The organism is Picosynechococcus sp. NKBG042902 (genome assembly GCF_963864045.1).
GTDB lineage: Bacteria > Cyanobacteriota > Cyanobacteriia > Cyanobacteriales > MRBY01 > MRBY01.
This window is the reverse complement of record NZ_CAWLTV010000049.1, coordinates 1-26,190: the sequence shown is the minus strand read 5'-3', so window position 1 is coordinate 26,190 and position 26,190 is coordinate 1. Positions and strand designations below refer to the sequence as shown.

Below are 26,190 nucleotides of genomic sequence, written 5' to 3'. Positions count from 1 at the left end.
ATGCCGGATATGTTCAACGAGGCCGATCTCGAAACCATGGGCTATGTGCGAGAAGCCTTTAATCCAAAGGGATTAGCGAATCCCGGCAAGCTGTTTCCAACCCCCCGCACCTGTGGCGAATCGGCCAAGATGACCAATGTGGCCGATCTAAAAAATAGCGAGATTTTTTAATGGGTCAGCCTAGGTTCGCTGCCCACAAAATTGCTGGAGGATGATTAATTTGCTCCCATAGCCCTAGCGGGGCAAGACAAACCCCTTGCGCGCCAGTTGACTCCGCAGCGCTTGGATCATCACGTAGTCTAGGGTATCTTTGGCGTCTTCATCGGTGGGCAAACTGCTGAGATAAGCTTCCCGTTGGGCCGTCAGGTCACGAATTTGGGCCTGAATTTGTTCGCGTTCTGCTTGGGTATTAGCGATGTAGGCTTCTTGTTCTGCCAGACTAAGACCCTGCAATTCCTCTGGGAGGGCCGTTTCTGCGAGGGTTTCAAGGCTTACTTCTGCTTCGGCGATCGCATCGACAAGATCCCAAGAACTGTTGCGGTAGTAGGCAGAGCTTTTCGAGATTCCCCGCGTCACAATGGCGGCCCCAGCGTTCGCATCCTGTACCAATTGTCGCTCTAAGCCCTGCTCACCTAGACTGCCGTAGGGCAAATAAGTTTGGTTTAGTTCATCGTTTAGGCGACGAATTTCAGCGTCATAGGGAGAGGGTTGAATCACCACAGCGCGATTTTGGTCGATATTAAAATTGGCCCCATCCCCCAACTCGGCCCCAGCAGCCCACAGATCCCGCTCGCGACTTTCGGCATTGCCGCAGTAGATCGTATTGACCAGCACATCTTGATTTTTGGCGAGATTCACCGCCTCGGCCCAGTTCACACTCCCCTGATCAAAGGGTTCATTCCCCGCAATAAAAATTGTCCGGAAGTCTTCGGGGTCGCTATCCCAATTGAGTTGGTTGATGGCATCTTGGATCACCCAGCCGCTATATTCCTGGCCGCCATTGGTGCGGATCGTAAATAATGCTTCTGAAACCCCGTCCAGTTCCGTCGTGAAATCTGTCAGTTGACGGTTAAAGCCTTCGTCGGGGGGTAAAGAATCATTGCCATAGTGGTACAGGGCCACCTCTAGGTCGGGGATCTCACCATCTTTGCGTACATCTGTTAGGGCGTTGACCACCGTCCACAACTGGCGGCGGGTCTGGTCAATGAGGCCATCCATACTATTGCTAGAATCCAGCAAAATCGCAATTTGGATCGTGGGTTTTTCTGCTGCCCAAACTCCCCCGGTGATCATGGTTAAGCTAGTGGCGATCGCCCCTACCGATAACGTTCGTTTGAATTGAAACATCTTTACCATCTCCCCTCGAATGTCATAGAAAACGTTTATTCTTCCCTGACGTGAAAATCCCTTATTTTGTTCAATGTCACTCACTAATGGGAGCGAATCCGTAGTTGTGTCAGCATTTAACCTCTCCTCCTTGGCTTTTTTCCTTGGGTAATATCAATTTAGCCAAAAACCTTGGACTTTTGAGAGACTCCCCTCCAGGGGAGAATACCCTCTGGCCACTTCCCTCTAGAGAGAATGGTCTAGGGGATTGGCTAAAATAACAATGGATAAGTCCTATCGCCCTCGTCGAGTCAGGTCACAAATGCTACAGGCACTTAATCGAATTACTTTTGATCCAAATATCATGGGTGGTAAAGCTTGCATCCGGGGAATGCGCATACCGGTTTCCCTGATTCTAAACCTGTTAGCAAATGGCAAAAGTTCAGCCGAGATTATTGATGATTATCCTTACCTAGAACCAGAAGATATTCAGCAGGCGATGCTCTATGCGGCCTGGCTAAGTGAGGACAAAATTATTCCTCTAGGGCAACCCAAGGCCTCATGAAATTTTTGGCAGACATGGGAATTTCGCCCAAGACAGTGCGCTGGCTACGCAACCAAGGCCATGATGCCATTCATCTCCTAGAACAAGGTTTAGAAAAACTTACCGATGCACAAATTTTAGAAAAAGCCCGTCAGGAAAATCGCATTATCTTGACCGTTGATCTCGACTTTGGGACTTTATTAGCACTGTCAAAGGCGAAGCTGCCGAGTGTCGTCATTTTTCGCTTAGGGAACGCCAGCCGTGAGGTCATTGAAGACCGTTTAGCATTCGTTTTAGAACAATGTTCTACAGAATTGCGACAAGGAGTTGCCATATCGGTTGATGATGAAAAAGTTCGGCTTCGTTCTTTACCCATGTAGACCGCTCTAGAGGCACCCCTCTAACTCCCCTATGAGGAGAGAATACCCTCCGGCCTGCGGCCACCTCCCTCTAGGGAGAAGACACCCTCCGGCCTTCCGGCCACCTCCCTCTAGGGAGGATAGTTCGGGGAGGGAGTAAAGGCGATAGACTGAGAGCTGTATTTAATCATGAGATCAGCCCGTCCCTATGAGTCTGTTTGCGGAACCCCCTGTCATCCCCGATTGTGCCTGGAAACGTCCCCTTGGTTTGGGATGGGATCACCCCTACACCGTCCGCTATGGCAGTAATTTAGACGATGGCCCCTGGCATGGGATGCCCCTCGGTGGGTTTGGGGCGGGCTGCATCGGGCGATCGCCCCGGGGAGATTTTAATCTGTGGCATTTAGATGCGGGGGAACACACCTTTCGCAATGCTGGTGCTTGTCAATTTAGTGTCTTTGAACAGCCGGAGGGAGAAGCAGCCCAAGCCTACGCCATGAGTACCGTCGCCCCTGAGGATGGCACCTTGGGCAGTTGGCAATGGTATCCCGCCGAAAAAGGCACCTATGCCGCCTTATACCCGCGCAGTTGGTACGAATATCAAGGGGTTTTCGCCGCAGAGCTGACTTGTGAGCAGTTTTCGCCGATTATTGCCCAGAATTACCAAGAAACCAGTTATCCCGTTGCCGTGTTTGAATGGACGGCCTACAACCCCACCGATAAGCCGATCACCGTCAGTATTATGATGACTTGGCAAAACATGGTGGGGTGGTTTACCAAAGCCCAAAAAACGCCGGAGGTGGTGCTGCGGGATGACGGCTCCCCGGTGTACGAATACCAATCCCGTTGGGGCGATAGCACTGGCAATTTAAACCAATGGGTGCAAGACCGCTACCGGGTCGGCTGCCTGCTGAATCGGGTGCGGCCCCATGCGGATCTCAGCGAAGGGGAAGGCCAACTGTGTTTTGCGACGGTGACGAATCCGACTTTGGAAGTCTTTTATCACAACCGTTGGAACCCGGTGGGGGATGGCCGCGATGTGTGGGATTATTTTGCCGGGAATGGCTCTCTGCCAGACATTGAAGATGAAACACCGGCTGCGCCTGGGGAACAAATTGCCGGGGCGATCGCCGTACGCTTTACCCTCCGACCCGGCAAAACGAAGAAAATCCCCTTCTTTCTCGCCTGGGATTTGCCTGTGATGGAATTTGCGCCGGATATCACCTATTTCCGCCGCTACACAGACTTTTTTGGCCGGAGTGGGAATAATGTCTGGACGATGATCCGCACGGCGATGAAACATAGCGATCTCTGGAAGGAACGGATCGCTGCTTGGCAACAACCGATCCTAGGGCGAGACGATCTGTCGGATTGGCTAAAAATGGCATTGTTTAATGAGTTGTACCTATTGACCCAGGGAGGAAGCCTCTGGACGGCGGCCACGGAAAATGATCCCGTCGGTCAGTTTGGGGTTTTAGAATGCCTCGACTATTGCTGGTACGAAAGCCTCGATGTGCGGATGTATGGTTCTTTTGGTTTGACGATGCTCTGGCCGCGACTGGATAAAGCGGTGCTAGAAGCCTTTGCCCGGGCGATTCCCACCAGTGACGATACCCAACGGATGATCGGCTACAACAAGACCATGGCCACCCGCAAAGTCGCTGGGGCAACGCCCCATGATCTGGGGGCACCGAACGAACATCCTTGGGAAGCCACCAATTACACCGCTTACCAGGATTGCAACCTCTGGAAAGATTTGGGGTCAGATTTTGTCCTGCAAGTGTACCGGGATTTTGTGATGACCGGGGCCGAGGACACGGAATTTCTCTGGAGCTGTTGGGGAAGTGTCGTCACAGCCCTTGATTACCTGAAGATCTTTGATCTAGACGGCGATGGCATTCCCGAAAATGGGGGCGCACCGGATCAAACCTTTGATGACTGGAAGCTTAAGGGCATCAGTGCCTACTGTGGGGGGCTGTGGATCGCGGCCCTCGAAGCGGCGATCGCCATGGCAAAAATCCTCCAACAAAGTCCCAGTCACTTTGAAGAACACCAAAATCAAGTCTCCGCAGCAGAATTTGAGCAGGCGATCGCCACCTACCAAACCTGGCTCGACCAGGCCCGGCCCCGCTACCAAGACACCCTCTGGAACGGCAGCTACTACACCCTGGATACGGGGAGTAATTCCCGCGTGGTGATGGCCGATCAACTGTGCGGTCAATATTACGCCCAACTACTCAATCTCCCCGATGTGAACCCCGGCGATCGCACTGCCACAACCCTAGCTACCATTTACACTGCTTGTTGTGAAAAATTCCATGGCGGTCAATTTGGTGCGGCCAATGGCCTCAACCCCGACGGCACCCCCGAAAAGGAAAATGATACCCATCCCCTCGAAGTGTGGACAGGGATTAACTTTGGCATTGCCGCCCTGATGATTCGTAATGGGATGCAAACCGAAGCCCTGCGGATGGTGGAAGCCGTGGTGAAGCAGGTTTATGACAATGGGTTACAGTTCCGCACCCCCGAAGCGATTACGGCCAATGGTACTTTCCGCGCCTGTCACTACCTGCGGGCCATGGGGATCTGGGCGATCTACGATGCCCTAGGGGCAATCTAACGCCTCAACTAGGGGCAAAAGGGAAGATCCTCACCAAATTTGTCACCGTCCCCTGCTAGTTTTTACGAGCCAACAGGACAAAATAGAAATAGCGGGCAAAATTAGACTGCGATATTTTCCTCCCCCAGCCCGTGGAACTCCAGGCTGCTGATGAAACGTTTTCCCTTTTCCCAAGCCCTGATTTATCTTGGTGCTGCCTCGGTCTGTACCCTAGGGATTGCTGTGATCTTGGGTTGGTATTTGCGCCTGCCAGAAATCATTCAGCTTCATCCTAGTTTTGTGCCGATGCAGTTTAATACGGCCCTGGGGTTTGTGTTGGTGGGGCTGGCTATGTTTGCCTTGGGGCCGATGAAAAGAGTGGCGATCGCCCTAGCGATCCTCATCGGTCTCTTGGGGGGATTGACCCTAGCTGAATATATCTTTGGCCTAAACCTCCCCCTGGATGAACTTTTCATGCGCCATTACATTGTTGTGGCGACCTCCCATCCAGGACGAATGGCCCCGAATACCGCCCTCTGTTTTTTCCTGACCAGCATTGGGTTGTTTTTGATTACGCAGCCGCAACAAAAAGAAATTTGCTGGGGGGAAGTTTTTTGGGGGCGTCGGTGATGGGATTGGGGACGGTGGCGTGTTTGGGCTATCTTGCGAATATTGAGACGACCTACGGTTGGGGGAAGCTGACGCAAATGGCGGTTCATACCTCCAGTGGTTTTATCGTGGTGGGTCTGATCGTCATTCTCCAGGCGCGGCAGTTGAGTTTACAAATTCACCGTCGGGTATCAAATTTTTTCTTTCCTCTGGCATTGTTATGGCTGGGACTAACTTTGACGATCGCCCTGTGGCAGGCTTTTTTTTCCAAGAGATTGCTAGTGGCCGAGGACACCAGCCAGAGTTTATTTGAGCACCCGGTGGCCTGGGGAATCTTAATCTTGGGCAGTTCTTTGTCTTTGGTATTGGCGATCGCCGTGTGGTTTGCGATCCGTTTGCAGGCCCAGGTCGAAGCGTTAAAACAGGCCCAGCAGAAAATTTTGATGTTAAATCAGGAACTTGAGGAACTTTCCCACTTGGATGGGCTGACGGGCATTGCTAATCGCCGCATGTTTGACCTCACCCTAACAAAAGAGTGGCAGCGGGCGGTGCGATATCAGTACCCCTTAGCCCTAATGATGATCGACATTGATTTTTTTAAAAACTACAACGATCACTATGGGCACCAAAAAGGGGATAAATGTATTCAACAGGTTTCCTCTTGGGTAAATTTGATGGCCCGTCGCCCAACGGACTTGGCGGCCCGCTATGGAGGGGAAGAATTTGTGCTGCTATTGACCAATGTCGATTTTGCGAGCGCGAAAAACATTGCCCAGGAACTGATCAAGGCGATCGCCAAGGCCAAGATTCCCCACCCAAAGTCACCGATTAGTGAATTTATTACGATCAGCATCGGTCTCCATGTGGCCCAACCCCAACCCCAGGCGGATATGGGGCACTTCATTTTTCAGGCCGACAAGGCTTTATATCAGGCGAAACATGAAGGGCGCGATCGCATTGTGACATCGAGGGTTTCGGGGTAGAACATCACCCCTCTAGCTCCCCTCTATGGGAGAAATTCATGGGGCTTGCTAGCTCACCGGCCAACTGTTCCCCTCTTGAGAGGGGTTAGGGGAGTGTTAGCTCCAGGGGCCACCCCTCTAGCTCCTCTCCAGGGGAGAACACCCTCCGGCCTAGCGGCCACCTTCCCCAGGGAAGGATCTATTTGGTGGGGGGATGGGCCATTTTAGTTTGGACTTCGGCAGCGCGGCTAAACCAACGTACCAACATCCCCGCTAGACGTTCGTGGTTGTGGCGGACATAGCCTGTGTCTGGGTCTTCGTCCATGATGTTGGCAATCACCACCCGTCGCCTTAGTCGCCCCACCTCTTCGCGGTCGAGAAATACAGGATGGGAACGTTCGAGGGCATATTTACGGAGGGCCGCTTCCGACGGCGATCGCTGGTGGACAAGGACAGCATCAAAGAGTTTTTTGCCACAGGCGCGGTCAATGGCCTTGATGTGGTCAGCGACGGTATAACCATCGGTTTCTCCCGGTTGGGTCATGATATTGCAGACATAAATCCGGGGGGCACCACTACGGGCGATCGCCTCGCGAATTTCCGGGACTAACAAATTGGGGATCACGCTGGTATAGAGGCTCCCCGGCCCCATGATAATAAAGTCAGCTTCCTCAATGGCCTTGACTGCTGCGGGGAGGGCTGGCGGATTTTCGGGCCAACAACCCAGTTCCATAATGTGTCCCCCAGCCTCTGGGATATTAGATTCCCCCTCAATGACCCGACCGTCGGCCATCCTCGCCCAAAGCTTCACATCACTGAGGGTCGCTGGCAAAACCCGACCGCGAATCGCCAAAACCTTAGAACTGGCCAGCACCGCCTGTTCGAGATCCCCGGTAATTTCGCTCATGGCCGTGAGAAATAAATTGCCAAAACTATGGCCCACTAACCCATCGCCCGCCTTAAAGCGATATTGAAATAATTCCGTGAGGAGTCTTTCTTCGTCCGCAAAGGCCGAGAGACAGTTACGGATATCCCCCGGCGGCAGCACACCGATTTCTCGGCGCAGTCGTCCCGAAGATCCGCCATCGTCGGCCACAGTCACCACGGCGGTAATGTTGCTGCTGTATTTCTTGAGGCCCCGCAGCAGGGTAGAGAGACCCGTCCCACCACCAATGGCAACAATTTTCGGCCCCTTATTTAAGCGCCGGTGGTTGTGGAGCATATCAACTAGTTCTTCGTCCCCATCGGGATTTAGCACCGTGGTAATTGCCCCAAAGGTGCGATTTTGGCCCCAGAAAATCAGACTCAAACCAGCGGCGATCGCCACTGGCCCAGAAATATTACTCGGAACCACCGCCGTCAACCATTGCAGGAGTGCGCCCATCAAGGCCAACAGCCGGGAAACAGGGGTTAAATTCAGCCAAATCGCCAACCCCAACGCCGTAAATAGAACCCCCAAAGCACTCATCAAGAGCCATCGCTTGACCGAGAGGCCCGGCATCATCCATTTGAGCCAATGGTTGAGGCGATGTTGTGGGTGATTTTTAGTGACTGCCATTGGTCGTGGATAGGCCCGGAGGTTTTTGCGGAAAGGACGACGAAATGGGTTGATCAGCATAGTGGTGCATCGTTGAACAGCAGAGTCACCCCAGGGGGAGCATTGCTTAGGGTTGTTAAAAAAAGAACACCCCAAGATCAAACAGGAAAAGAACCCCTTTTTTACAAAAATTTCCAGAATTTTTGCCTAGGTCTACCATAGGGCGGAATGGCGCTTCTGAATGTAACAAACTCCACGCCTACACCCTTGATTTGCGGGGTAATAGTCAAATGATGGGCAGAATTTGAATTTTTGGTGGACTGGCCCCGTCACCATGAGTATAGGCATTTAAACGGGGGAAGCGAGGGGAAATTTCCCCCAGAAACCTAAAAAAAGCCTAAAATTTTCTATTGATAAATTACTTTTTAGTGATATACTTATGTTTAACGACCAGCTTAGTCACTCAGCTGCTGTCTTTGTGAACCATGCTCTTTCGCCAACTTTTTGACTACGAAACCTATACCTACACCTATCTTGTGGCTGATCCTGAAAGTGGTGAGGCGGCCTTGATCGACCCCGTGATTGAGCAAGTGGAGCGGGATCTTAAGCTTCTGCAAGAACTGGGTCTGACGTTAAAGTATTGTCTCGAAACCCATGTCCATGCTGACCATGTGACGGGGACGAGTCGACTCCGGGAAAAAACGAACTGTTTGGGGATTGTTCCCCAGGGGGCAGAAGTCGCCTGTGCGGATCGTTCCGTTGCCGATGGGGACGTGCTCAAGGTCGGTGCCATCGAAATTCAGGCGATCGCCACCCCCGGACACACCGATAGTCACATGGCTTTTTTAGCAAATGGCACCCATCTATTCACGGGGGATGCCTTGTTTATCCGGGGCTGTGGCCGCACTGACTTCCAGAGTGGTGACGCGGGCACCCTCTACGATTCGATTCAAAAACTATTTCGTTTACCCCCCGAAACCTTAGTTTATCCGGGCCATGATTATCGTGGGCAAATGGTTTCGACCATCGCTGAAGAAAAGCAATTTAACCCCCGCCTCAAAGGCGATCGCCAAGCCTTTGTTCACCTGATGGATAACCTCAACCTCCCCGACCCGAAAAAGATTATGGAAGCAGTGCCCGCAAACCAAGCCTGTGGCAATGTTTAACTCTTTTTCCCTGGCAAGCAAGCCATTTTTCGTCTCGGATTACACCCAATCATCACCATTTTTTTTAGTGCAATGACTACTACCCAACAACAATTACTTGAACTTTCACCCGCCGAGTTTGCCGTCCAGGTCGATTCTCCCAATACCGTCGTTTTCGATGTGCGCGAACAAGCTGAATACGCGAGAGAACACGTGGCGGGAGCGCAAAATATTCCCCTGTCTCGCTTGACCGTAGACACCGTGCCCCAGACAACGAAAAATGTGATCCTTTATTGTCAAAGCGGCAATCGCTCCCGACGGGCGGCAGAACTATTTTTTGCGGCAGGCTATTACCAAGTGGCCCATTTTGACGGCGGATTTACGGCCTGGAAGGGCGCTAACTTGCCCTACAACGAAGATAAAAAAGCGCCTTTACCGATGATGCGCCAGGTGCAAATTGTCGCCGGGGGTCTAGTCCTCGTCGGTACATTACTAAGTGCGTTTGTCTCCCCTTGGTTTTTGCTCCTCACCGGATTTGTCGGCTCTGGGTTGATGTTTGCGGGCTTTACGGGCTTCTGCGGCATGGCGAAAATTTTGGCCCGTCTCCCCTACAACCGAGTCAAATAAGTTTAACGAACGACATTGCTCCCCACAGTTGCTGGGGGCTTTTTTTTGGAGGATATGATGCAGCTCTTGGGATATTTTTTAGCGGCTTGTATTGGAATCAGTCTGGGCTTGATGGGGGGCGGTGGTTCGGTGTTGGCGGTGCCGATTTTGGTCTATGTGATGGGGGTTGACCCAAAAAGTGCGATCGCCATGACGTTGTTTATCGTCGGCATTGTCAGTGCGGTGGGTTTGGTGCCCCACTGGCGACAGGGGAATATTAACTTGAAAAAAGCAGGAATTTTTGGCTCGGCGACCATGGTCGGGGCTTTCCTGGGAGCGCAGTTAACCCGGTTGCCCTTCATCACAGGGACGGTGCAGCTATTGCTGTTTGCGGTGATGATGTTGATCGCGGCGATTTTTATGATTCGCAAAAGCGGCAAGGCGATCGCCCACCAAGCAAATGAGCCACACCTTGAAGATTATCCGGCCCCGGTGTGCCGTTACTGTTGGCTGTGGTTGCTCACGGAAGGTTTGGGGATTGGCATTTTGACGGGGCTAGTAGGAGTTGGTGGGGGCTTTGCGATTGTGCCTGCCCTGGTGTTGCTCGGTAAGACGGAAATGAAAGAGGCGGTGGGCACTTCCCTGGTGATTATTGTGATGAATGCGATCGCCGGATTTCTGGGTTACTTTGGCCAGGCTGATGTGGTTTTTGATTGGCATCTGATGGTGAACTTTACCTTTGTGGCGAGCCTGGGAATTTTACTCGGCGGCTACAGTGGGCGCTATTTCAATGCAAAACAACTCCAAAAGGGCTTTGGGTATTTTCTCTTGGCGGTGGCGGCTTTTATTTTGTTTCAACAGCGCGATCGCCTACCCCGATTGACGACCTTGCCCGAAACGACTGTGGCGATCGCCCAACAGAAATAAACAATTCCCTTAGCGAAAGCAATCTTTTGGTTTTAATTTTCCACGGAAAAAAATTAGAGCAGATACCCCAGATTTACTTTTTTCCCATCACTGTGTTACATTTCTACACATAACGCCTTTGATTTTCATAAACCAAAATTAAAGCGAGCCAACATTTTTCGCGCGTAGCCACCCCGCTAGTCCGAGGTTTGACCCCGAACCTCCAACATTTTTGAGATAGCAATTGGCATCTACAGCGCAATGATTGTGGCACTTAATGAAAGAAAACATCCTTACAGAAACAGCGAACATCCAATTATCTGATGGCAAATAGCTTGGTTTCTTTCCCCGAAAAAATGTTCCACCAACGCCCTGAGATGCTGAGTGAATATGTCTCCTAACAACCTTCCCGTCCAAAATGATGTTTCCTCTGGCCTGCAAAATCCCGGAGAAATCACGACGATTCTTGTCATTGAAGACGACTACGTTATCCGTAAACTGACTCGAAGAATTCTTACGAATGCTGGTTACATCGTTATCGAAGCGAGTGATGGTGAAAAAGGAATTCAGGCAGCCAAGGAATATCACCCGGATCTCATCATCTGCGATGTGATGATGCCCTGTTTGAGTGGCTATGACGTTCTGGCACAACTCCAGCAACAAGAAGCAACGGAAATGATTCCCTTTATTTTTTTGACGGCCCAAGCAGAGGGTCAGCAACTCCGCCAGGGAATGGCATCCGGAGCCGATGATTATTTGATGAAACCGATCCAAGCTGCAGAACTCCTCAAGGCTGTCGAAGTACGTCTCAATAAATACTCCAAGGTCAAACAATACTATTCCGAGCAGTTAAACCAACTGAGCGAGAAAGATAGTCTCACCGGTCTACCGAATCAAAATAGGATTACCTATGCTTTTGAAAAGGTGGTGGCACAGTTACCCCTCGGTCAAGAAGATAGTGAGACAGTGCCCTCCACTCCGCTTCTCTCCATTGGTCTAGACCGCTTTCAGCTCCTTAACGAATATCTTGGCCACGGTATAGTCAGCGCTTTACTCAAGCAGGTGGGCGATCGCCTACAACAAACCTTAGAGAAATACGGCACTGTCGTTAGTCTCAACACTTCAGAATTTTGTGCGATTCTTCATCCCCTAGAACATCGCCACGAAGTCGTCAACATTGCCGAAGAAATCCTCGCGGCCTTTAGCTCCCCCTTTACCACAGAAGACCAACAGGATGTCTTTATCAGCCTCAGCATCGGCATCGCCCTCTACATCAGAGATGGCATTACCCTTGATGAACTGCTCAGTAATGCCCACACAGCCATGTTGCGAGTTCAAAAACAAGGGGGCAATCAACACGCCTTTTATTCCGTAGCAATGAACGTGGGCCGCTTGAATACGGTTTCCCTCGAAGCCGATCTGCGGCAAGCTCTCGAACGCAACGAACTCGAAGTTGTTTACCAGCCGAAGATGAACTTGCAAACAGGTAAGGTGGTTGGTGCCGAAGCCCTCTTACGCTGGTTTCACCCAACCCGTGGTTTGGTTTTGCCCAATCAATTTATTTCCCTGGCCGAAGAAACCGGTTTGATCATCCCGATTGGGGAATATGTCATGGAAGAAGCCTGTTGCCAATTGCGTCGTTGGCAGCTTGCGGGCCTCAAGGACTTTTATATGTCGATCAATCTTTCGGCAAAACAATTTACCCAACTCAATCTGCACCATCGCCTCAGCCAAATTATTATCAACAATCAATTGCAGCCCCAAGATATCCAACTGGAATTGACAGAAAGCACCCTCGTGAACAATGGGGAAGTATCGATACGACGTTTAAAGGCCTTGCGGTCTTTGGGTTTGAAAATTGCTTTAGATGATTTTGGTACGGGTTATTCTTCTTTAAGCTATTTGCAGCAGTTTTCCTTTGATACCCTCAAGCTAGATCGCTCCTTTATCCATGGGATTCATCGAAACCGTGTTAATGCAACAATTATCACCGCAATTATTGAAATGGCCCACAATCTCAACCTTAAGGTAGTTGCTGAAGGGGTTGAAGATGAGGGAGAGTTGGAATTTTTGACGCGATTTAACTGTGATGAAATCCAGGGCTTTTTGTTTAGTCGTCCCATCAAAGCAGAGGAGTTTTTGAGCTCTCCTTTTATGGATCTGGAGCCCTATAGTTCTCCTTTTATGGATTTTGAAGCCTATACGGATGTTGCTTAGGTAACCGAACTGTTCCTTTGAACTCGCTTAAATCAAATCAAGAAATAAGATCACCCCGGTCAAAGTTTTCAGAAAACAGCACCATGGTGATCTTGTTTTTTTGTGAGTTATCTTCCGGGCAGACCCAAATGCATTTTTTGAATAGCAGGAAGGAGAAGTTCCGCCTGGGGTTGGGGAGTCGGGGTCACAATAGTGCCGGGTAGACAAGGGCCAAGCTGGAAATTGACTTCCTGGGGCCGGGGCTGCCAACCTTCTGGGCAGGTCAGAGGTTTAGGTTGGGCTTGGGCTGAGGGGAGCGGCGTTGCAACCATGCCAGGGTTAATCGGCCCGGTCGGTGTTGTTCTCAGCCAACAGTGGTGCTGGGGTAAATTACTTGGACAGCCGACAGAAGGCAGGGGGCCAGTACTAGAAAGGGGGGCGGCATTCGCACTAAAGCCACTGCCCATTAGAATCATGGTGCCAAGCATTAAACCTTTGCCAATGGTGTGTCGTGTGATTTTCATTGATCTGTTCTCCGAAGGATATGTTTCATTTCGTGGTGCTATGTAGTGGCCGGGTAGCAGACCCTATGCACTTGGCGATCGCCTGACCCACAACCTACGGGAGAACACAAAACTGCGTCGGTCTTCTTCCTTAAAAATTCAAAGCCTGGGCCGTTTTAACCAGTTGGATAAATTCACTGCGATAGCCTTCGGGATCTGCTCCTTTGCTGCCCTGGGCCAGTTCTAAAACTTGATCAAAGGAACTTTCGCCACGGTAGGGGGAGTCCCGCAATAGCATCCCAAATTCCGCTACCGCCGCCGCAAACCGAAAATCTGGAGAGGCTTGATCTAAGGGTTTACTGTCATTGGCGATCGCCTGGGTGATCAGTGCCGAATTATCGCCAGTGGGGGGTTTATAGCGGAGCTTCAATTGCAGCAATTCCCCCGCAAAATTCCCTTGATTGGATTGCGTTTCTTGGTATTTCAAATCATCCACCGTCGGCAACTCCACGGGCGAATCAACACCCACCGGCACAATTTCATAGAGAGCCGTCACCGTATGGCCAGCCCCCAATTCCCCCGCATCCTTAGTGTCGTCATTAAAATCCTGGGCCGCTAACAGGCGATTTTCGTAACCCAACAGACGATAAGCCTGCACCTGGGCCGGGTTAAATTCCACCTGAATTTTCACGTCCTTTGCCAAAGTTAAAAGCGTGCCGCCCATTTCCGTGACCAGCACCTTTTTCGCTTCAAGGATGTTGTCGATGTAGGCATAGTTTCCATTCCCGTTATTGGCGAGCTGCTCCATCTTGGCGTCCTTGAGATTGCCTGTACCAAAGCCCAGCACCGTCAGAAAAATATCCTGCTCTCGCTTTTGTTCGATCAGACGAATTAGTTCTGCATCGCTGGACATCCCCACATTAAAATCCCCATCGGTGGCCAGAATAATTCGGTTATTGCCATTATCGAGAAAGTTTTCTGCCGCCTCCTGGTAAGCCAATTCAATGCCTTCACCACCCGCCGTGGAACCCCCTGCTTCTAAGTTATCCAAGGCCGCCAGAATAGTTTCTTTTTCGGCCCCAGAAGTCGAGGGCAAGACTAAACCCGCCGCCCCGGCATACACCACAATGGAAACGCGATCCTCTGGGCGCAACTCGTTCACCAATAACCGAAACGCTGACTTGAGAAGCGGCAATTTATCGGGATCATTCATCGACCCCGACACATCAAAGAGAAACACCAAATTGCTGGGGGGAAGGGCTTCATTTGCAATTTCCTGGCCCTTAATACCAATGCGGAGGAGTTGGTGCTGGGGTTGCCAAGGAGCTTGGGAGAGCTCGGTGCTAATGGCGAAGGGTTGATCGTCCGGAGCCGGATAGTCATAGGTGAAATAATTAATCATCTCCTCTAGGCGCACCGCATCAGCGGGAGGAAGCTGACCATCATCTAAAAAGCGCCTGACATTACTATAGGCTCCAGAATCTACATCAAGGGCAAAGGTAGACAGCGGTTCAGTGCGCACCAATTGGAAAGGATTATCGCGGATGAGGTTGTAATCTTCTTGGGAGAGATCCGGCACTTCCTGGGGAATGTCTCCATCGGGGGGTGGCATCACAGGCATGGACTCCGTTTCTGCCACTTGGGGGGCCATGGCATCCATCCCTGTGTCTGAAGTTCTCTGGGAGGCCATCTGACAACCCGCAAGGATCTGTCCCCCCAACAAACAACCACTGAGGAGTAGGGTGAGGGAACGTTGAGGCAATAGTTTTCGAGGCGATGAAGTGGCCATGGGCTGACCTCCAGGAGAAGAATTACCTTCAACCTAACACCGTCTTTTGGGGCGATCGCCTAGGTTCAAAAAACTGTAACGGCAGGACTCAATGGGGATTGAATTCCCTGGGCAATCGTGGGTTAGAATGAAACACGCTCAACGCCAGTGCTTACCATGTCCCTCAGTCTTTACAATACCCTCCATCGCCGTTCTGAACCCTTTGAACCCCTCGAAGCTAATCGGGTGCGGATGTACTGCTGTGGGATTACGGTATATGACTATTGCCACCTGGGTCACGCACGCACCTGTTTGATCTGGGATGTGGTGCGACGTTACTTGCAATGGTCAGGCTATGAGGTGCATTACATCCAAAATTTCACCGATATTGACGACAAAATCCTCAATCGGGCGCGGGCAGAAAAAAGTTCCATGGGGGCGATCGCCGAAAAATTTATCGAAGCCTATTTCGAGGATATGGAAGCGCTCCACATTCAACCCGCCGATGAATATCCTAGGGCAACCCACAGTTTAGATGGGATTCAAAAGCTGATCCACGACCTAGAACAACGGGGTTTTGCCTACGCCTCCCAGGGGGATGTGTACTATGCGGTGCGCAAGTTTGATGGCTATGGGAAACTCTCTGGCCGCAAATTAGACGATATGCAAGCGGGGGCCAGCGGTCGCGTCACAGAAGATCCTGATGCGCCGAAAAAACATGACCCCTTTGATTTTGCCCTCTGGAAAGCCGCCAAAGCAGGAGAACCCGCCTGGGATTCCCCCTGGGGTGCTGGTCGTCCCGGTTGGCACATTGAATGTTCGGCGATGGTGCGCGATCGCCTTGGGGAAACCATTGATATCCATGTGGGGGGCAGTGACTTGATTTTCCCGCACCACGAAAACGAGATCGCCCAGTCGGAAGCCGCCACGGGTCAGCCTTTAGCAAAATATTGGCTGCACAATGGCATGGTGAAGGTGGAAGGGGAAAAAATGTCCAAATCCCTCGGCAACTTCATCACGATCCGCGACCTCCTGCAAAAATATGACCCGATGGCCGTGCGTTTGTTTATCCTCCAGGCCCACTACACCAAGCCCCTGGATTTCACCGACGAAGCCCTCACCGCTGCGACCAAGGGCTGGGAAACCCTCAATGATGCGCTGCTATTTGGGGCAGAACATTTGGATACGAACAATATCACCGCTGACAAGGGCATCCTGGCGAAATTTAAAGCAATTGTTGACAATGACCTCAACTTTTCCGGCGGCTTGGCGATTCTCTTTGAACTGGCGAAAGAACTGAAAAAAGAGAAAAATATCCTCGTCCACGAAGGCAAACTCCAGCAAAATCCGCAAATTCTCGCCTCCCTCTGGCTCACCCTTAAGGAATTGGCCGATATCCTCGGTTTTGTCCCGGAAACAAAGCAACAGGCTGCTGGTTTAACCGATGCTGAAATTGAAGACTTGATCCAACAGCGTAAGGACGCTCGCGCCAATAAAAACTATGCAGAAGGCGATCGCCTCCGGGATTTACTCACCAAAAAAGGGATTGTGCTGGTGGACAAACCAGGCGGTATTACCGAGTGGCACCGGGAGTAAAAAAGAACTCTTAGTCCCCCTTATGAAGGGGGATTTAGGGGGATGTAAATTCTCAAACTTTTACTGAGGCAAAATCCCATGACAGATTTCTTTGGGTTCGAGCAGGATTTCATTGCATCGCTGCGCTGTATTCCGATGATCATGCGCTACAAACTCGATACCTGTGGCGTCAAAATGAAACTTGACCATTGGCACAAATTCACAGAGGCCGAAAAAACCCAGCTCATTCAAATGCCCTGTGAAACCCCTGCTGAAGTGCAGCACTACCACGAAACGCTCCAAGGGCTAATTACAGAAAAAACAGGTACACCAGCCAAAGTCCTCGATATCGACCCAAATCCCCCTTGGCTACAAACGGAAATTCCCGCCCAAGTGCTTGAAAAAGCCCGCAGTTGCAACGTAGAAATTGCCCCAACCCAATGGCAAAATTTAACACCCCTGCAACGGTTTGCCCTACTGAAGCTGAGTCGCCCCAGTCACGAAAACCACAACTTTGTCCCTGCTCTACGAGAATTTGGGGTGTTGCCAGGGGTTCACACTGAGAAAAATTGAGCTACATTGAAAAGCCCAACCCCCTGTTCCCGTCTATTTTGTAGGATCAATCACGGTGACTCAAAATCCCCAATGGCTTTGGCAAGAAGTCCTGACAAAACTTGAACAACAACTGAGTCGCCCCACCTACGAAACTTGGATTCAGCCGACGGCGATCCAACAGTGGCAGGAGGATGAAATCGTACTCTGCGCCCCAAATGCCTTTGTCCTGAACCATATCCAGAAATACTATGGTGCGTTGATCACCGAAACCATCGCCGAATTATTGCAGCAGCCCGTTAAGGTACGCCTCACTTCTCCAGAAGGGAATACCCTCGCAGCGACCCAGAGTTTTTATAGTTCCCGCAGTGGCCAATCGACCCGTCCAGGTAAAAAGACCCCAGAACTCAACTCGAAATATACCTTTTCACGGTTTGTGGTTGGCCCAACCAATCGCATGGCCCATGCGGCGGCCTTAGCGGTGGCGGAATCACCGGGGCGGGATTTTAATCCCCTGGTGCTCTGTGGGGGAGTGGGTCTGGGAAAAACGCACCTGATGCAGGCGATCGGCCATTACCGTTTGGATACCCAGCCGGATGCGAAGATTTTCTATGTTTCCACGGAGCAATTTACCAATGATTTAATTGTTGCGATTCGCAAGGATAGTCTGCAAACGTTCCGGGAGCATTACCGCACCGCCGATATCTTACTGGTGGATGATATTCAGTTCATCGAGGGGAAAGAATACACCCAAGAAGAATTTTTCTATACCTTTAATACTCTCCACGAAGCGGGTAAACAAATTGTTCTCGCGAGCGATCGCCCACCGCATCAGATTCCAGGCTTGCAACAAAGACTTTCTTCTCGCTTTTCCATGGGGCTAATCGCCGATATCCAACCCCCCGACCTAGAAACCCGGATGGCGATTCTCCAGAAAAAGGCTGAGGCGGAAAATTTAAACCTATCCCGCTCGGTGATTGAATATATCGCCACCCACTACACGGCGAATATCCGCGAATTGGAGGGGGCGCTCCTGCGGGCAGTGACCCACATTGCGATCTCTGGCCTACCGATGACCGTCGAAAACCTCGCCCCCATTTTGAACCCGACGGTGGAATATGCTCCGGCGGCCCCGGATGTGATCTTGCAAATTGCCGCCGAAGCCACGGGGGTGAGCATTGAAGATTTGAAGGGGGCTTCTCGACGACGGGAAATTAGTACGGCCCGGCAAATTGCAATGTATTTGATGCGCCAACACACCGATCTCAGCTTGCCCCGCATTGGTGAACTGTTCGGTGGCAAAGACCACACTACGGTGATGTACAGTTGCGACAAAATTGGTCAGTTACTGACGAAAAATCAAAAAATCTCCCAATTGGTGAGCCAAATTAGCGATCGCATTAATCACCACCACCAAAACCTCTAGGGACAAGCGGCCCACATCGTGCAAAAAAAAGACACCGCTACAATGAGCAGTAGTTCATCGATTGTGTTTTATTCATGGTTGCTTCCTACCGGATCGTTTCGCTCTTGCCCAGTGCCACCGAAATTTTAGATTGTTTGGGTTTAACTTCGGACGTGGTGGCCCGGAGCCACGAATGTGACTATCCCCCAGAGATTGGCGATCGCCCCGTGTGTACCGCTGCCCGCCTCGATTCAGAACGTCCCAGTGGCGAAATTGACCAAGAAGTTTTGGCCTTACTCCAAGGAGCCTTGGGGATCTATGAAGTGAAGCTAGATGTCTTGCAAGCCCTACAACCAACCCACATTGTCACCCAAGATCAGTGCGATGTTTGTGCCGTCACCCTGGCCGATGTGCAAAAGGCGATCGCCCAGTTGAGTGATCATCCGACGCAGTTGATTTCGCTCCAGCCCAATACCCTAGCGGACGTTTACCAGGATATTCGCCGTGTTGCCCAGCAGTTTAACCGTGATCCCCAACCCGTTTTGCAGGATCTACAACAGCGGGTAAAAGCTTGCCAAAAACGAGGCAAGACTTTAGCAAAACGGCCCCGGGTGGCGGCCATTGAATGGATTGATCCCCTCATGGGCGGCGGTAATTGGCTCCCGGAACTCATTGAACTCGCGGGCGGCGACAACATTTTAGGCAAACCGGGCAAACATTCCCCCTACATCAGTTGGGAAACCCTCTTGGCCAGTGATCCTGATGTGGTGGTGGTGATGCCCTGCGGCTTTGACCTCGAACGTACCCGCCAGGAAATGCTCGCCGACTTGGAGTTACACCCTGAGTGGAAACAATTACGAGCGGTGCAAAACGATCAGTTATTTATCTGTGATGGCAACGCTTATTTCAACCGACCAGGGCCGCGCCTCATGGATTCCCTAGAAATTCTCACGGAAATTTTGCAACCGACTGGCGATCGCCTTTATCCAAAAACTGCCTGGCAAAAACTCTCTTTATTCAAATAAGTAATATTTCAACAAATAGTAACTATCCAAAGAAATATTACATCTGAGCCTAGTTTTACAACATTTTCTATCAAGTTTATGTTGGCAAAAAAGGAATTATTAGGACAAATTAGGGGATATTTTCGCAAAAACGAGCATCCTCCCCAAAAAAGCATCCCTTTGGCTTCGCCTGGGAATTTGGCACATTAAAGACATAGCAAGATTTTGAGGGCAGGCGTTTCGTGATGTACCGCCGCTTTTCGATTCAAAAAATATTATCTAAGGTGAGGATGCTGTCTATGTGGCTCAAAATTAGGCACCTAGTCGATCCTGTATTTCAATATCTCAATCAACCCGTGGGACACACAGATCGGCATACCGTATGGAACCCGAATCGGTTTTGGTATCTCTATAAAATCAACCTGTTAGAAAAATGCTGGCAAAAAGAAGCGGCCAACAAAGGCCAACATACCTATTAATCTCTTAACTTTGATGCCAGTTACGACGTCAATTTTTGGGGATCTGCTTGGGAACTCTCCTGGGTCGCTTCTGCTTCGGCTCGCAGTCGGCTGACCAATTGACCATGGACATTGACACAGTAGGGCACACAGTAGGTTATGGCCGCCGCCAGCCAGCGGGTACTGGTCATGGTGCCATTCAACACAGCAACACCATGGTTAATACAAAAGTGGACAGTTCCCACAAACAGGGCAACCCGAATCGCCGTTGGTCGAAAGGTGCGATCGCCTAAGGCTCGGAAATAGATTGTCAAGCGCATCGGTGCAATCCCCAAACTAATAAAAAAGTGGCTCTAAATCTTTATGGCTCGGAAGAAGGGTGGGCTTTGGCTTGCTGGCGCATCCGGCTGGCTATTTGGCCATGGAGATTGACGCAGTAAGGCACAAAGTAGGTCAAAACCATGGACGTCCAACGGGTCCGGGTCATTGTCCCATGAAGAAAGGCACTACCGTGGTTAATGCAAAAAATCACAGTGCCCACAATTAGGGCGACACGGATGGCAGTGCTGTGGAGGGTGCGATCGCCCAGGGTCTGAAGATAACTTTTTAGGCCCATCGGTGAACCTCTAATTTGTATATCTGAATTTTACTCACGGGTGGCCTGGGGCGATCGCCTGACAAAATTTTTGTGCCAAGAGATCAACACCGGTAATCGCTGTCCCAACAACGACGCTATCAGCCCCCAATTGGAAGGCTTTTTGCAGCATTTCTGGGGTGTGGATGCCTCCTTCGCAGATGATCGGCTGGTCAAAATCCTGGGCAAGTTTTTCAAGCAACCCAAAACCAGGGGGCGTTAAATCTTTGGTTACTCCCGTATAGCCGTAGAGGGTCGTCCCCAAAATATCAGCACCAGCTTGGGCGGCCCATTGAGCATTTTCGTAGGTGTCGAGATCCGCCATCACCAATTTGCCTGTTTGCTGGTGAATCCCGGCGATCAGATCCGCGAGGGTTTCTCCGTTCGGGCGGGGGCGGGCCGTGGCATCAACGGCAACAATATCGGCTCCCGCTTCCACCACCACCAGGGCATCCTCTAACCGGGGGGTGATGTAAACATCTGATTCGGGAAAAGTACGTTTCCATAGACCGATAATCGGGATCTGGGGTAATTTGGCCCGCACAGCGCGGATGTGGTCAGGGCTATCGATGCGCACTCCAACGGCCCCTTGATTGACGCAAGCTTGGGTGATCGCCGCAATCATTTCAGGGTCATGGAGGGGAGAATCAGCGGGAGCTTGGCAGGAAATAATCAGGCGATTTTTAAACTGGGCAATCAGATCAGACATGGGTTTTACGGGAAATTTCTAGGAATATTGGGACACAGCTAAGGCGATCGCCGCCGGAAAAATGCGGTGTTCTTGCACTTGAATTCTGGCATGGAGCGTTTCAGGAGTGTCATCGGCCAAAATGGGCACCACCGCCTGCATAATAATGTCGCCACTATCGACTTCTGGGCTAGCAAAATGTACCGAACAGCCCGTCACTTTTACGCCAGCCGCCAATGCTTGTTCCACAGCGCGAATCCCTTTAAAACTGGGCAATAGACTGGGGTGAATGTTTAAAATCCGATTTTCGTAGCCCGTGAGCAAAACCTCGGTGACAATGCGCATCCAACCCGCCATGATGACCCACTCCACCCCATGCGATCGCAAGACTTCTAAAATCGCTTGGTCACAGGCTTCCCGCGAGGCAAACTCCCGGTGGTTAATCAGTTGGGTTTTCGTGCCAAATGTTGCGGCCCGTTCTAAAACCTTTGCTTTGGGGTTGTTGTAGATCAGAATCGGAATTTCCGCCTTGAGTTGATTTTCGGTAATGGCCTTGGCGATTGCCCCGTAGTTACTGCCGCTACCGGAGGCCAAGACTCCCAACTTTACCGGACGGGATAAGGGCACATCCGCCAGGGTTACAGGGGGAGAAATTAAAGCAGAATTTAGCGTAACATTACCCATCAATCGCGGTAATCCTCGGAAGTACAACCACTAAGCATATCGGTTCCCTAGTCGAAAGTCAGATATTTTTACTCGGTGGCGTCGGGGTAGGGCTAGGCAGAATCGCGATCCTCGAAACGAATAATATCTTCGTCTCCCAAAAATTCGCCGTTTTGAATTTCGATCATCACCAGATCAATGACCCCTGGATTTTCGACCCGGTGCCTGGTATTCATCGGGACATAGGTAGATTGGCGGGGAGTCAAGATAATTTCTTGGTCGTTGCAAATCACCTTCGCTGTCCCGGAAACGACGACCCAATGCTCGCTGCGATGGTAGTGCATTTGGGTGCTGATGTGGTGACCGGGTTTCACTTCGATGCGGTTAATGCGGTAGCGATCGCCTTCTTCGAGGATCGTGACTTTGCCCCAGGGGGGTGTACGGGTTTCAAGCATAGGGATAGGTTCAGCGGGATTTCAAGATTATTTTAAAGGCTTACTGAGTACCGAGGCGATCGCGCAATTCCGTTTCACTGGCCCGAAATCCCACCAAGACCGCCTGGTTATCCCGCACGAACAAAGGCCGTTTTAAGAGCATTGCATCTTGACTAAAAGCCTCGATCCACTGGTTATCATCCCAGGTTTTCTTTTCTTCCCCCAAGGCGCGGTAGGCTTGCCCAGAAGTATTGCGCATTGGTTTGCTGCCGAGTGTTTTGACCCATTGGGCGATCGCCTCTCTGCTGGGAGGTTGCTCTTTGGTATTGATAAATTCGTAGGAAATTCCGGCTGTTTCTAGCCATTTCAATGCTTTTTTACAGGTGTTGCAGGTGGGAATGCCGTAAACTTGCAGGGCCATTTTGTGATCGGTTAAACAAAAGATAACTTCGTTTATTATCCATGATCCTCAGGGCGGCCCACTTTGGCAGAAGTGTTACAACGGAACTGTAGCAAGTCCCCACATTTTTCACCATGACGACCATTTCTGCCGAAAAATCAATTGCAGCTTGGCTTGGAGAGGAAGCAGAAAGTCTCTTGGGTCACAGCGCGAAAATTAATCAAAATCTGCTCACTCTCCCCGGGGCGGATATCGTGGAACGGGTCTATGCCCAGAGCGATCGCCCCACTCCAGTCTTACGTTCCTTGCAACAATTGTTTGGTACGGGACGACTGGCAAATACAGGTTATCTCTCAATTTTGCCCGTTGATCAAGGCATTGAACATTCCGGTGCGGCTTCCTTTGCCCCAAACCCGATTTATTTTGACCCCGAAAACATTATCCGTCTAGCCATTGAAGGGGGCTGTAACGGCGTAGCGACGACCCTCGGTGTGTTGGGGATGATGTCCCGCAAATATGCCCACCGCATCCCGTTTATCGTCAAACTGAACCACAATGAACTGCTGACTTATCCCAACGGTGCAGATCAAATTATGTTTGCGACGGTGGAACAGGCTTGGAATTTGGGGGCGATCGCCGTCGGTGCAACGATTTATTTTGGCTCCCCAGAATCGAGCCGACAAATTCAAGAGGTTAGCCGTGCCTTTGCCCGCGCCCACGAGCTAGGAATGGCGACGATTCTCTGGTGTTATCTGCGCAACGATGTGTTTAAACAGGACAAGGATTACCATTTGGCGGCGGATTTGACGGGACAAGCGAACCACATGGGCGTAACCATTGAGGCGGATATTATTAAACAAAAATTACCAGAAACCAATAACGGTTACGGGGCGATCGCCAAGGCGACGGGCAAAAAATACGGCAGAACCCACCCCAAAGTTTACGACGAACTCACCAGTGATCACCCCATCGATCTCACCCGTTACCAAGTGTTGAACTGTTATGGCGGGCGGGCTGGTTTAATTAATTCCGGTGGCTCCTCCGGCGAAAACGATTTTGCCCAAGCAATTCGCACCGCCGTGATCAATAAACGAGCTGGCGGTTGTGGCTTAATTTCGGGTCGCAAAACCTTCCAACGGCCCATGGCAGAAGGGGTCAAACTCTTTCACCTCATTCAGGATGTCTATCTTGATCCAGAAATCACCATCGCTTAAAGAAGATGTCGTCCTGGGGCAAAGGAGGACTGTTCTTTAAATATTGATCAAGTCTCAGGAATGATTACCATGGCATTTTTTAGGAGGCTTAAGCAAAAGATGATTATGCACGTTTTTTAGCCTGCCAAAAGCACCATTAGCTCGTCATCTAATACCGCTTAAGTATCTTTGATTCCAGAAATGCTATAACGGTGAATATCCCGATTGCAAGAAAGACTATATGGTTATTGCTGAAGAAAAATTTCCCCGATTCACTCCTGACGAATATTTACGTTGGGAGGAACAGCAAGTCGAAAAATACGAATATATCGATGGTCAAATCTATGCCATGGGGGGCGGCAACAAAAACCATAGTCTAATTGCCGTGAGGCTGTCGAGTTTATTTTTTAATCATCTGGATGGTAGCGGTTGCGAAACCGGAAATTCTGATCTCAAAATCAAAATTCCTAACAGCCATAACTATACCTATCCAGATATCAGCGTCACCTGCGATGAGCGAGATCAGTCCACCACCCAATTCATTACATATCCTTGTCTGGTTGTCGAAGTTTTATCAAAAAGCACTGAGGCTTATGATCGGGGTGGCAAATTTAGACTCTATCGCCAAAATCCGGTCTTAAAAGATTATTTACTGGTGAGTTCTACCGCCATTGAGATGGATTTGTATCATAAAAATAAATCAGGAGAATGGCTGATCACCAACTATCAAGCTGGAGATATGGTCACCCTAGAAAGTATTGGCCTTACCTTTTCTATTGAGCAGGCCTACCAAGGACTAATACTAGTTTAAAAGACAATGAAAGAGCGATCCAAAAAGTCAAGAAGTATCCTTTTTAGCTTTCTTTTTAAAAAAGATCAAAAAGGGTATGGATTTATTGTTAAACCCGAAGATATAGACTCACTAAAATCACGTCAAAATTTACAGATATTAGATGAATATAAAACAGGAATATATTTTAAAGAAAAGGAGATTGGCCCTCGTTTACTCTCTCTTTTAAAGAAAAGATATAAGAGGCTTTCTAAAAAATGTTTCGAGCATAATATTGACATAAAATATCTCGCATTTGGGATTTATGTAGAATTTGAAATTGACACTTTTGGCAAGCAAGCAAAAAACGTAGAATTATATAATTTCAAAGGACTCATTTTATCAAGTTTCACTTCGCAAACAGCTTTTGTTTGTATTCAAGAATCATTTATAGAAAATCCTATTTTATTAAAAAAAGTGTTTTTTGAAGATGAGGTTGCCTCTCTTTCTTTAGGGGTAAAAAAAGGGGGATTTTACGATATACTAAAAAAGCAATCATTAGACGAATCAAAAAGAAAAGAAGTCAGCATAGAATTATTATTGAATGACAAAATCAGACAAAAAATACGGCATAGGCATATTTATACTTCGCTAGTAAATGACTATCTTAATGAATTAAATGATAACATCAAGCAACAGATAAAAATAGAAATTCGCACAGCATTAAAAAGCAAAGATACACCACAGGAAACAAAAGATCTTTATTGGAAGAATATAACCTTTCTTCAAAAAGAGTTAGAGAAAGAAAGTCACTTATGGGATTATGCAACAAGAGAAATCAAGGCTCAAGTTATAAGAGAAAAGTATGATGCTTTTTTTGGTTGCTTGGAAAAATTTTTTAAGTCTTCATATAGATACAAAGAGTACCTTAATGGCTCCGTCGCTACTTTTTACTGTTTAAATGAAGATGAACTAAAGCTGGTTAATCAATGGTCTGGCAATAATCATAGTGACTCTTTTATGAAAATGGTTTCTGCAAGAGCCGCAGAAAAAGTTGTCCAAGAATACTACAGAAAAACTGGTTATCTATCCGTTAAAGATATTTCTTTAACCCAAGTTTTCTCAGGTAATAACGAAGACTGGAAGCTTTTTGATATAGAAGCAATTCGAGAAGACAAAGTCATATATATAGACGTCAAGAATGCCAGAAATTCAATTTACTCTAAGATTTATTCTAAATTTTGTATACGCAAGCATAAAAGAAATAAATTAGGAGAAGCTATTACTATAGCTGGAACATTATCTCCTCTAGATGTCTTAAAGAGTGAAGTGGATCAACTTTGCCCTAATTATAC

The 26,190-nt window shown here is 49.5% G+C and carries 27 protein-coding genes; 17 read left to right on the top strand and 10 right to left on the bottom strand.

The window, feature by feature from the left end; all coding sequences use genetic code 11:
• On the top strand, positions 1-171 hold a 171-nt coding region (locus tag AACR41_RS01820; RefSeq protein ID WP_339367620.1), incomplete at its 5' end, for an FAD-linked oxidase C-terminal domain-containing protein.
• Between the two features lie 63 nt (positions 172-234).
• Here AACR41_RS01820 and AACR41_RS01815 read toward each other — a convergent pair.
• Positions 235-1,347, bottom strand: coding sequence for a VWA domain-containing protein (locus AACR41_RS01815; protein ID WP_049761690.1), 1,113 nt, complete (start codon positions 1,345-1,347; stop codon positions 235-237).
• 301 nt (positions 1,348-1,648) lie between these two features.
• Between AACR41_RS01815 and AACR41_RS01810 the strand changes: the two genes are divergently transcribed.
• The 5 genes from AACR41_RS01810 (at position 1,649) to AACR41_RS01790 (ending at position 6,420) form a co-directional block, all read left to right on the top strand.
• On the top strand, positions 1,649-1,891 hold the full coding sequence (locus AACR41_RS01810) for a DUF433 domain-containing protein (RefSeq protein WP_030008073.1): 243 nt from the start codon (positions 1,649-1,651) through the stop codon (positions 1,889-1,891).
• Positions 1,888-2,250, top strand: a complete 363-nt coding sequence (locus tag AACR41_RS01805) for a DUF5615 family PIN-like protein (RefSeq protein WP_030008072.1) — start codon at positions 1,888-1,890, stop codon at positions 2,248-2,250. Before AACR41_RS01810 ends, AACR41_RS01805 begins: the two co-directional genes overlap by 4 nt.
• A 187-nt stretch (positions 2,251-2,437) precedes the next feature.
• Positions 2,438-4,849, top strand: a complete 2,412-nt coding sequence (locus AACR41_RS01800) for a GH116 family glycosyl hydrolase (RefSeq protein WP_030008071.1) — start codon at positions 2,438-2,440, stop codon at positions 4,847-4,849.
• Between the two features lie 150 nt (positions 4,850-4,999).
• A complete protein-coding gene (locus AACR41_RS01795) occupies positions 5,000-5,458 on the top strand; it encodes a hypothetical protein (protein WP_030008070.1) in 459 nt (152 codons plus the stop codon).
• A complete protein-coding gene (locus tag AACR41_RS01790; protein WP_152551033.1) occupies positions 5,443-6,420 on the top strand; it encodes a diguanylate cyclase in 978 nt (325 codons plus the stop codon). Before AACR41_RS01795 ends, AACR41_RS01790 begins: the two co-directional genes overlap by 16 nt.
• 178 nt (positions 6,421-6,598) lie before the next feature.
• On the opposite strand, the gene AACR41_RS01785 is transcribed toward AACR41_RS01790, so the two are convergent.
• Positions 6,599-8,017, bottom strand: a complete 1,419-nt coding sequence (locus AACR41_RS01785) for a gluconeogenesis factor YvcK family protein (RefSeq protein WP_030008068.1) — start codon at positions 8,015-8,017, stop codon at positions 6,599-6,601.
• A gap of 404 nt (positions 8,018-8,421) precedes the next feature.
• Between AACR41_RS01785 and AACR41_RS01780 the strand changes: the two genes are divergently transcribed.
• The 4 genes from AACR41_RS01780 (at position 8,422) to AACR41_RS01765 (ending at position 12,810) form a co-directional block, all read left to right on the top strand.
• Positions 8,422-9,102, top strand: a complete 681-nt coding sequence (locus AACR41_RS01780; RefSeq protein WP_030008067.1) for an MBL fold metallo-hydrolase — start codon at positions 8,422-8,424, stop codon at positions 9,100-9,102.
• A 72-nt stretch (positions 9,103-9,174) separates the two neighbouring features.
• Entirely contained in the window at positions 9,175-9,708 is a 534-nt protein-coding gene (locus AACR41_RS01775; RefSeq protein ID WP_030008066.1) for a rhodanese-like domain-containing protein, read from the top strand.
• A gap of 54 nt (positions 9,709-9,762) precedes the next feature.
• Positions 9,763-10,614 (top strand): sulfite exporter TauE/SafE family protein, encoded by an 852-nt coding sequence (locus tag AACR41_RS01770; RefSeq protein ID WP_030008065.1) that lies wholly within the window; start codon positions 9,763-9,765, stop codon positions 10,612-10,614.
• 369 nt (positions 10,615-10,983) lie between these two features.
• On the top strand, positions 10,984-12,810 hold the full coding sequence (locus AACR41_RS01765) for a two-component system response regulator (protein ID WP_223209964.1): 1,827 nt from the start codon (positions 10,984-10,986) through the stop codon (positions 12,808-12,810).
• Positions 12,811-12,917: 107 nt separating this feature from the next.
• Here AACR41_RS01765 and AACR41_RS01760 read toward each other — a convergent pair whose 3' ends face one another.
• Positions 12,918-13,313 carry a hypothetical protein gene (locus AACR41_RS01760; RefSeq protein WP_030008063.1) on the bottom strand — a complete coding sequence of 132 codons (396 nt, stop codon included), beginning with the start codon at positions 13,311-13,313 and terminating at the stop codon, positions 12,918-12,920.
• A 130-nt stretch (positions 13,314-13,443) separates the two neighbouring features.
• Positions 13,444-15,081 (bottom strand): vWA domain-containing protein, encoded by a 1,638-nt coding sequence (locus AACR41_RS01755; RefSeq protein WP_030008062.1) that lies wholly within the window; start codon positions 15,079-15,081, stop codon positions 13,444-13,446.
• A gap of 156 nt (positions 15,082-15,237) precedes the next feature.
• Here AACR41_RS01755 and cysS point away from each other — a divergent pair, with 156 nt between their 5' ends.
• The 4 genes from cysS to AACR41_RS01735 all read left to right on the top strand — a co-directional run bounded on the left by cysS (position 15,238) and on the right by AACR41_RS01735 (position 19,617).
• The gene (gene cysS / locus AACR41_RS01750; RefSeq protein WP_030008061.1) at positions 15,238-16,656 is read left to right on the top strand and encodes a cysteine--tRNA ligase; all 1,419 of its coding nucleotides are present in this window, start codon (positions 15,238-15,240) and stop codon (positions 16,654-16,656) included.
• Between the two features lie 78 nt (positions 16,657-16,734).
• Positions 16,735-17,208, top strand: a complete 474-nt coding sequence (locus tag AACR41_RS01745) for a nitrate reductase associated protein (protein ID WP_030008060.1) — start codon at positions 16,735-16,737, stop codon at positions 17,206-17,208.
• A 55-nt stretch (positions 17,209-17,263) separates the two neighbouring features.
• A complete protein-coding gene (gene dnaA, locus AACR41_RS01740; RefSeq protein ID WP_030008059.1) occupies positions 17,264-18,613 on the top strand; it encodes a chromosomal replication initiator protein DnaA in 1,350 nt (449 codons plus the stop codon).
• Between the two features lie 74 nt (positions 18,614-18,687).
• Positions 18,688-19,617: a cobalamin-binding protein gene (locus AACR41_RS01735; protein ID WP_030008058.1), complete on the top strand. Its 930-nt coding sequence runs from the start codon at positions 18,688-18,690 to the stop codon at positions 19,615-19,617.
• A gap of 478 nt (positions 19,618-20,095) precedes the next feature.
• Here the strand turns inward: AACR41_RS01735 and nrtS2 are convergent, their stop codons facing one another.
• From nrtS2 to AACR41_RS01705, 6 genes are all read right to left on the bottom strand, one after another.
• Positions 20,096-20,374, bottom strand: coding sequence for a nitrate/nitrite transporter NrtS2 (nrtS2, locus tag AACR41_RS01730; protein ID WP_030008056.1), 279 nt, complete (start codon positions 20,372-20,374; stop codon positions 20,096-20,098).
• A 41-nt stretch (positions 20,375-20,415) separates the two neighbouring features.
• The gene (gene nrtS1, locus AACR41_RS01725; protein ID WP_030008055.1) at positions 20,416-20,670 is read right to left on the bottom strand and encodes a nitrate/nitrite transporter NrtS1; all 255 of its coding nucleotides are present in this window, start codon (positions 20,668-20,670) and stop codon (positions 20,416-20,418) included.
• Positions 20,671-20,704: 34 nt separating this feature from the next.
• Positions 20,705-21,397: an N-acetylmannosamine-6-phosphate 2-epimerase gene (locus tag AACR41_RS01720; RefSeq protein ID WP_030008054.1), complete on the bottom strand. Its 693-nt coding sequence runs from the start codon at positions 21,395-21,397 to the stop codon at positions 20,705-20,707.
• Positions 21,398-21,415: 18 nt separating this feature from the next.
• On the bottom strand, positions 21,416-22,060 hold the full coding sequence (gene purN / locus AACR41_RS01715; RefSeq protein ID WP_030008053.1) for a phosphoribosylglycinamide formyltransferase: 645 nt from the start codon (positions 22,058-22,060) through the stop codon (positions 21,416-21,418).
• A 92-nt stretch (positions 22,061-22,152) separates the two neighbouring features.
• A complete protein-coding gene (locus tag AACR41_RS01710; protein ID WP_045442496.1) occupies positions 22,153-22,494 on the bottom strand; it encodes a phosphomannose isomerase type II C-terminal cupin domain in 342 nt (113 codons plus the stop codon).
• A 40-nt stretch (positions 22,495-22,534) separates the two neighbouring features.
• Entirely contained in the window at positions 22,535-22,894 is a 360-nt protein-coding gene (locus AACR41_RS01705) for a Spx/MgsR family RNA polymerase-binding regulatory protein (protein ID WP_030008051.1), read from the bottom strand.
• A gap of 113 nt (positions 22,895-23,007) precedes the next feature.
• Here AACR41_RS01705 and AACR41_RS01700 point away from each other — a divergent pair, with 113 nt between their 5' ends.
• From AACR41_RS01700 to AACR41_RS01690, 3 genes are all read left to right on the top strand, one after another.
• The gene (locus AACR41_RS01700) at positions 23,008-24,087 is read left to right on the top strand and encodes a class I fructose-bisphosphate aldolase (RefSeq protein WP_030008050.1); all 1,080 of its coding nucleotides are present in this window, start codon (positions 23,008-23,010) and stop codon (positions 24,085-24,087) included.
• Between the two features lie 220 nt (positions 24,088-24,307).
• Positions 24,308-24,877, top strand: coding sequence for a Uma2 family endonuclease (locus AACR41_RS01695; protein ID WP_030008049.1), 570 nt, complete (start codon positions 24,308-24,310; stop codon positions 24,875-24,877).
• Positions 24,878-24,883: 6 nt separating this feature from the next.
• The coding region (locus AACR41_RS01690) for a hypothetical protein (RefSeq protein WP_045442493.1) at positions 24,884-26,190 on the top strand (1,307 nt) is incomplete at its 3' end.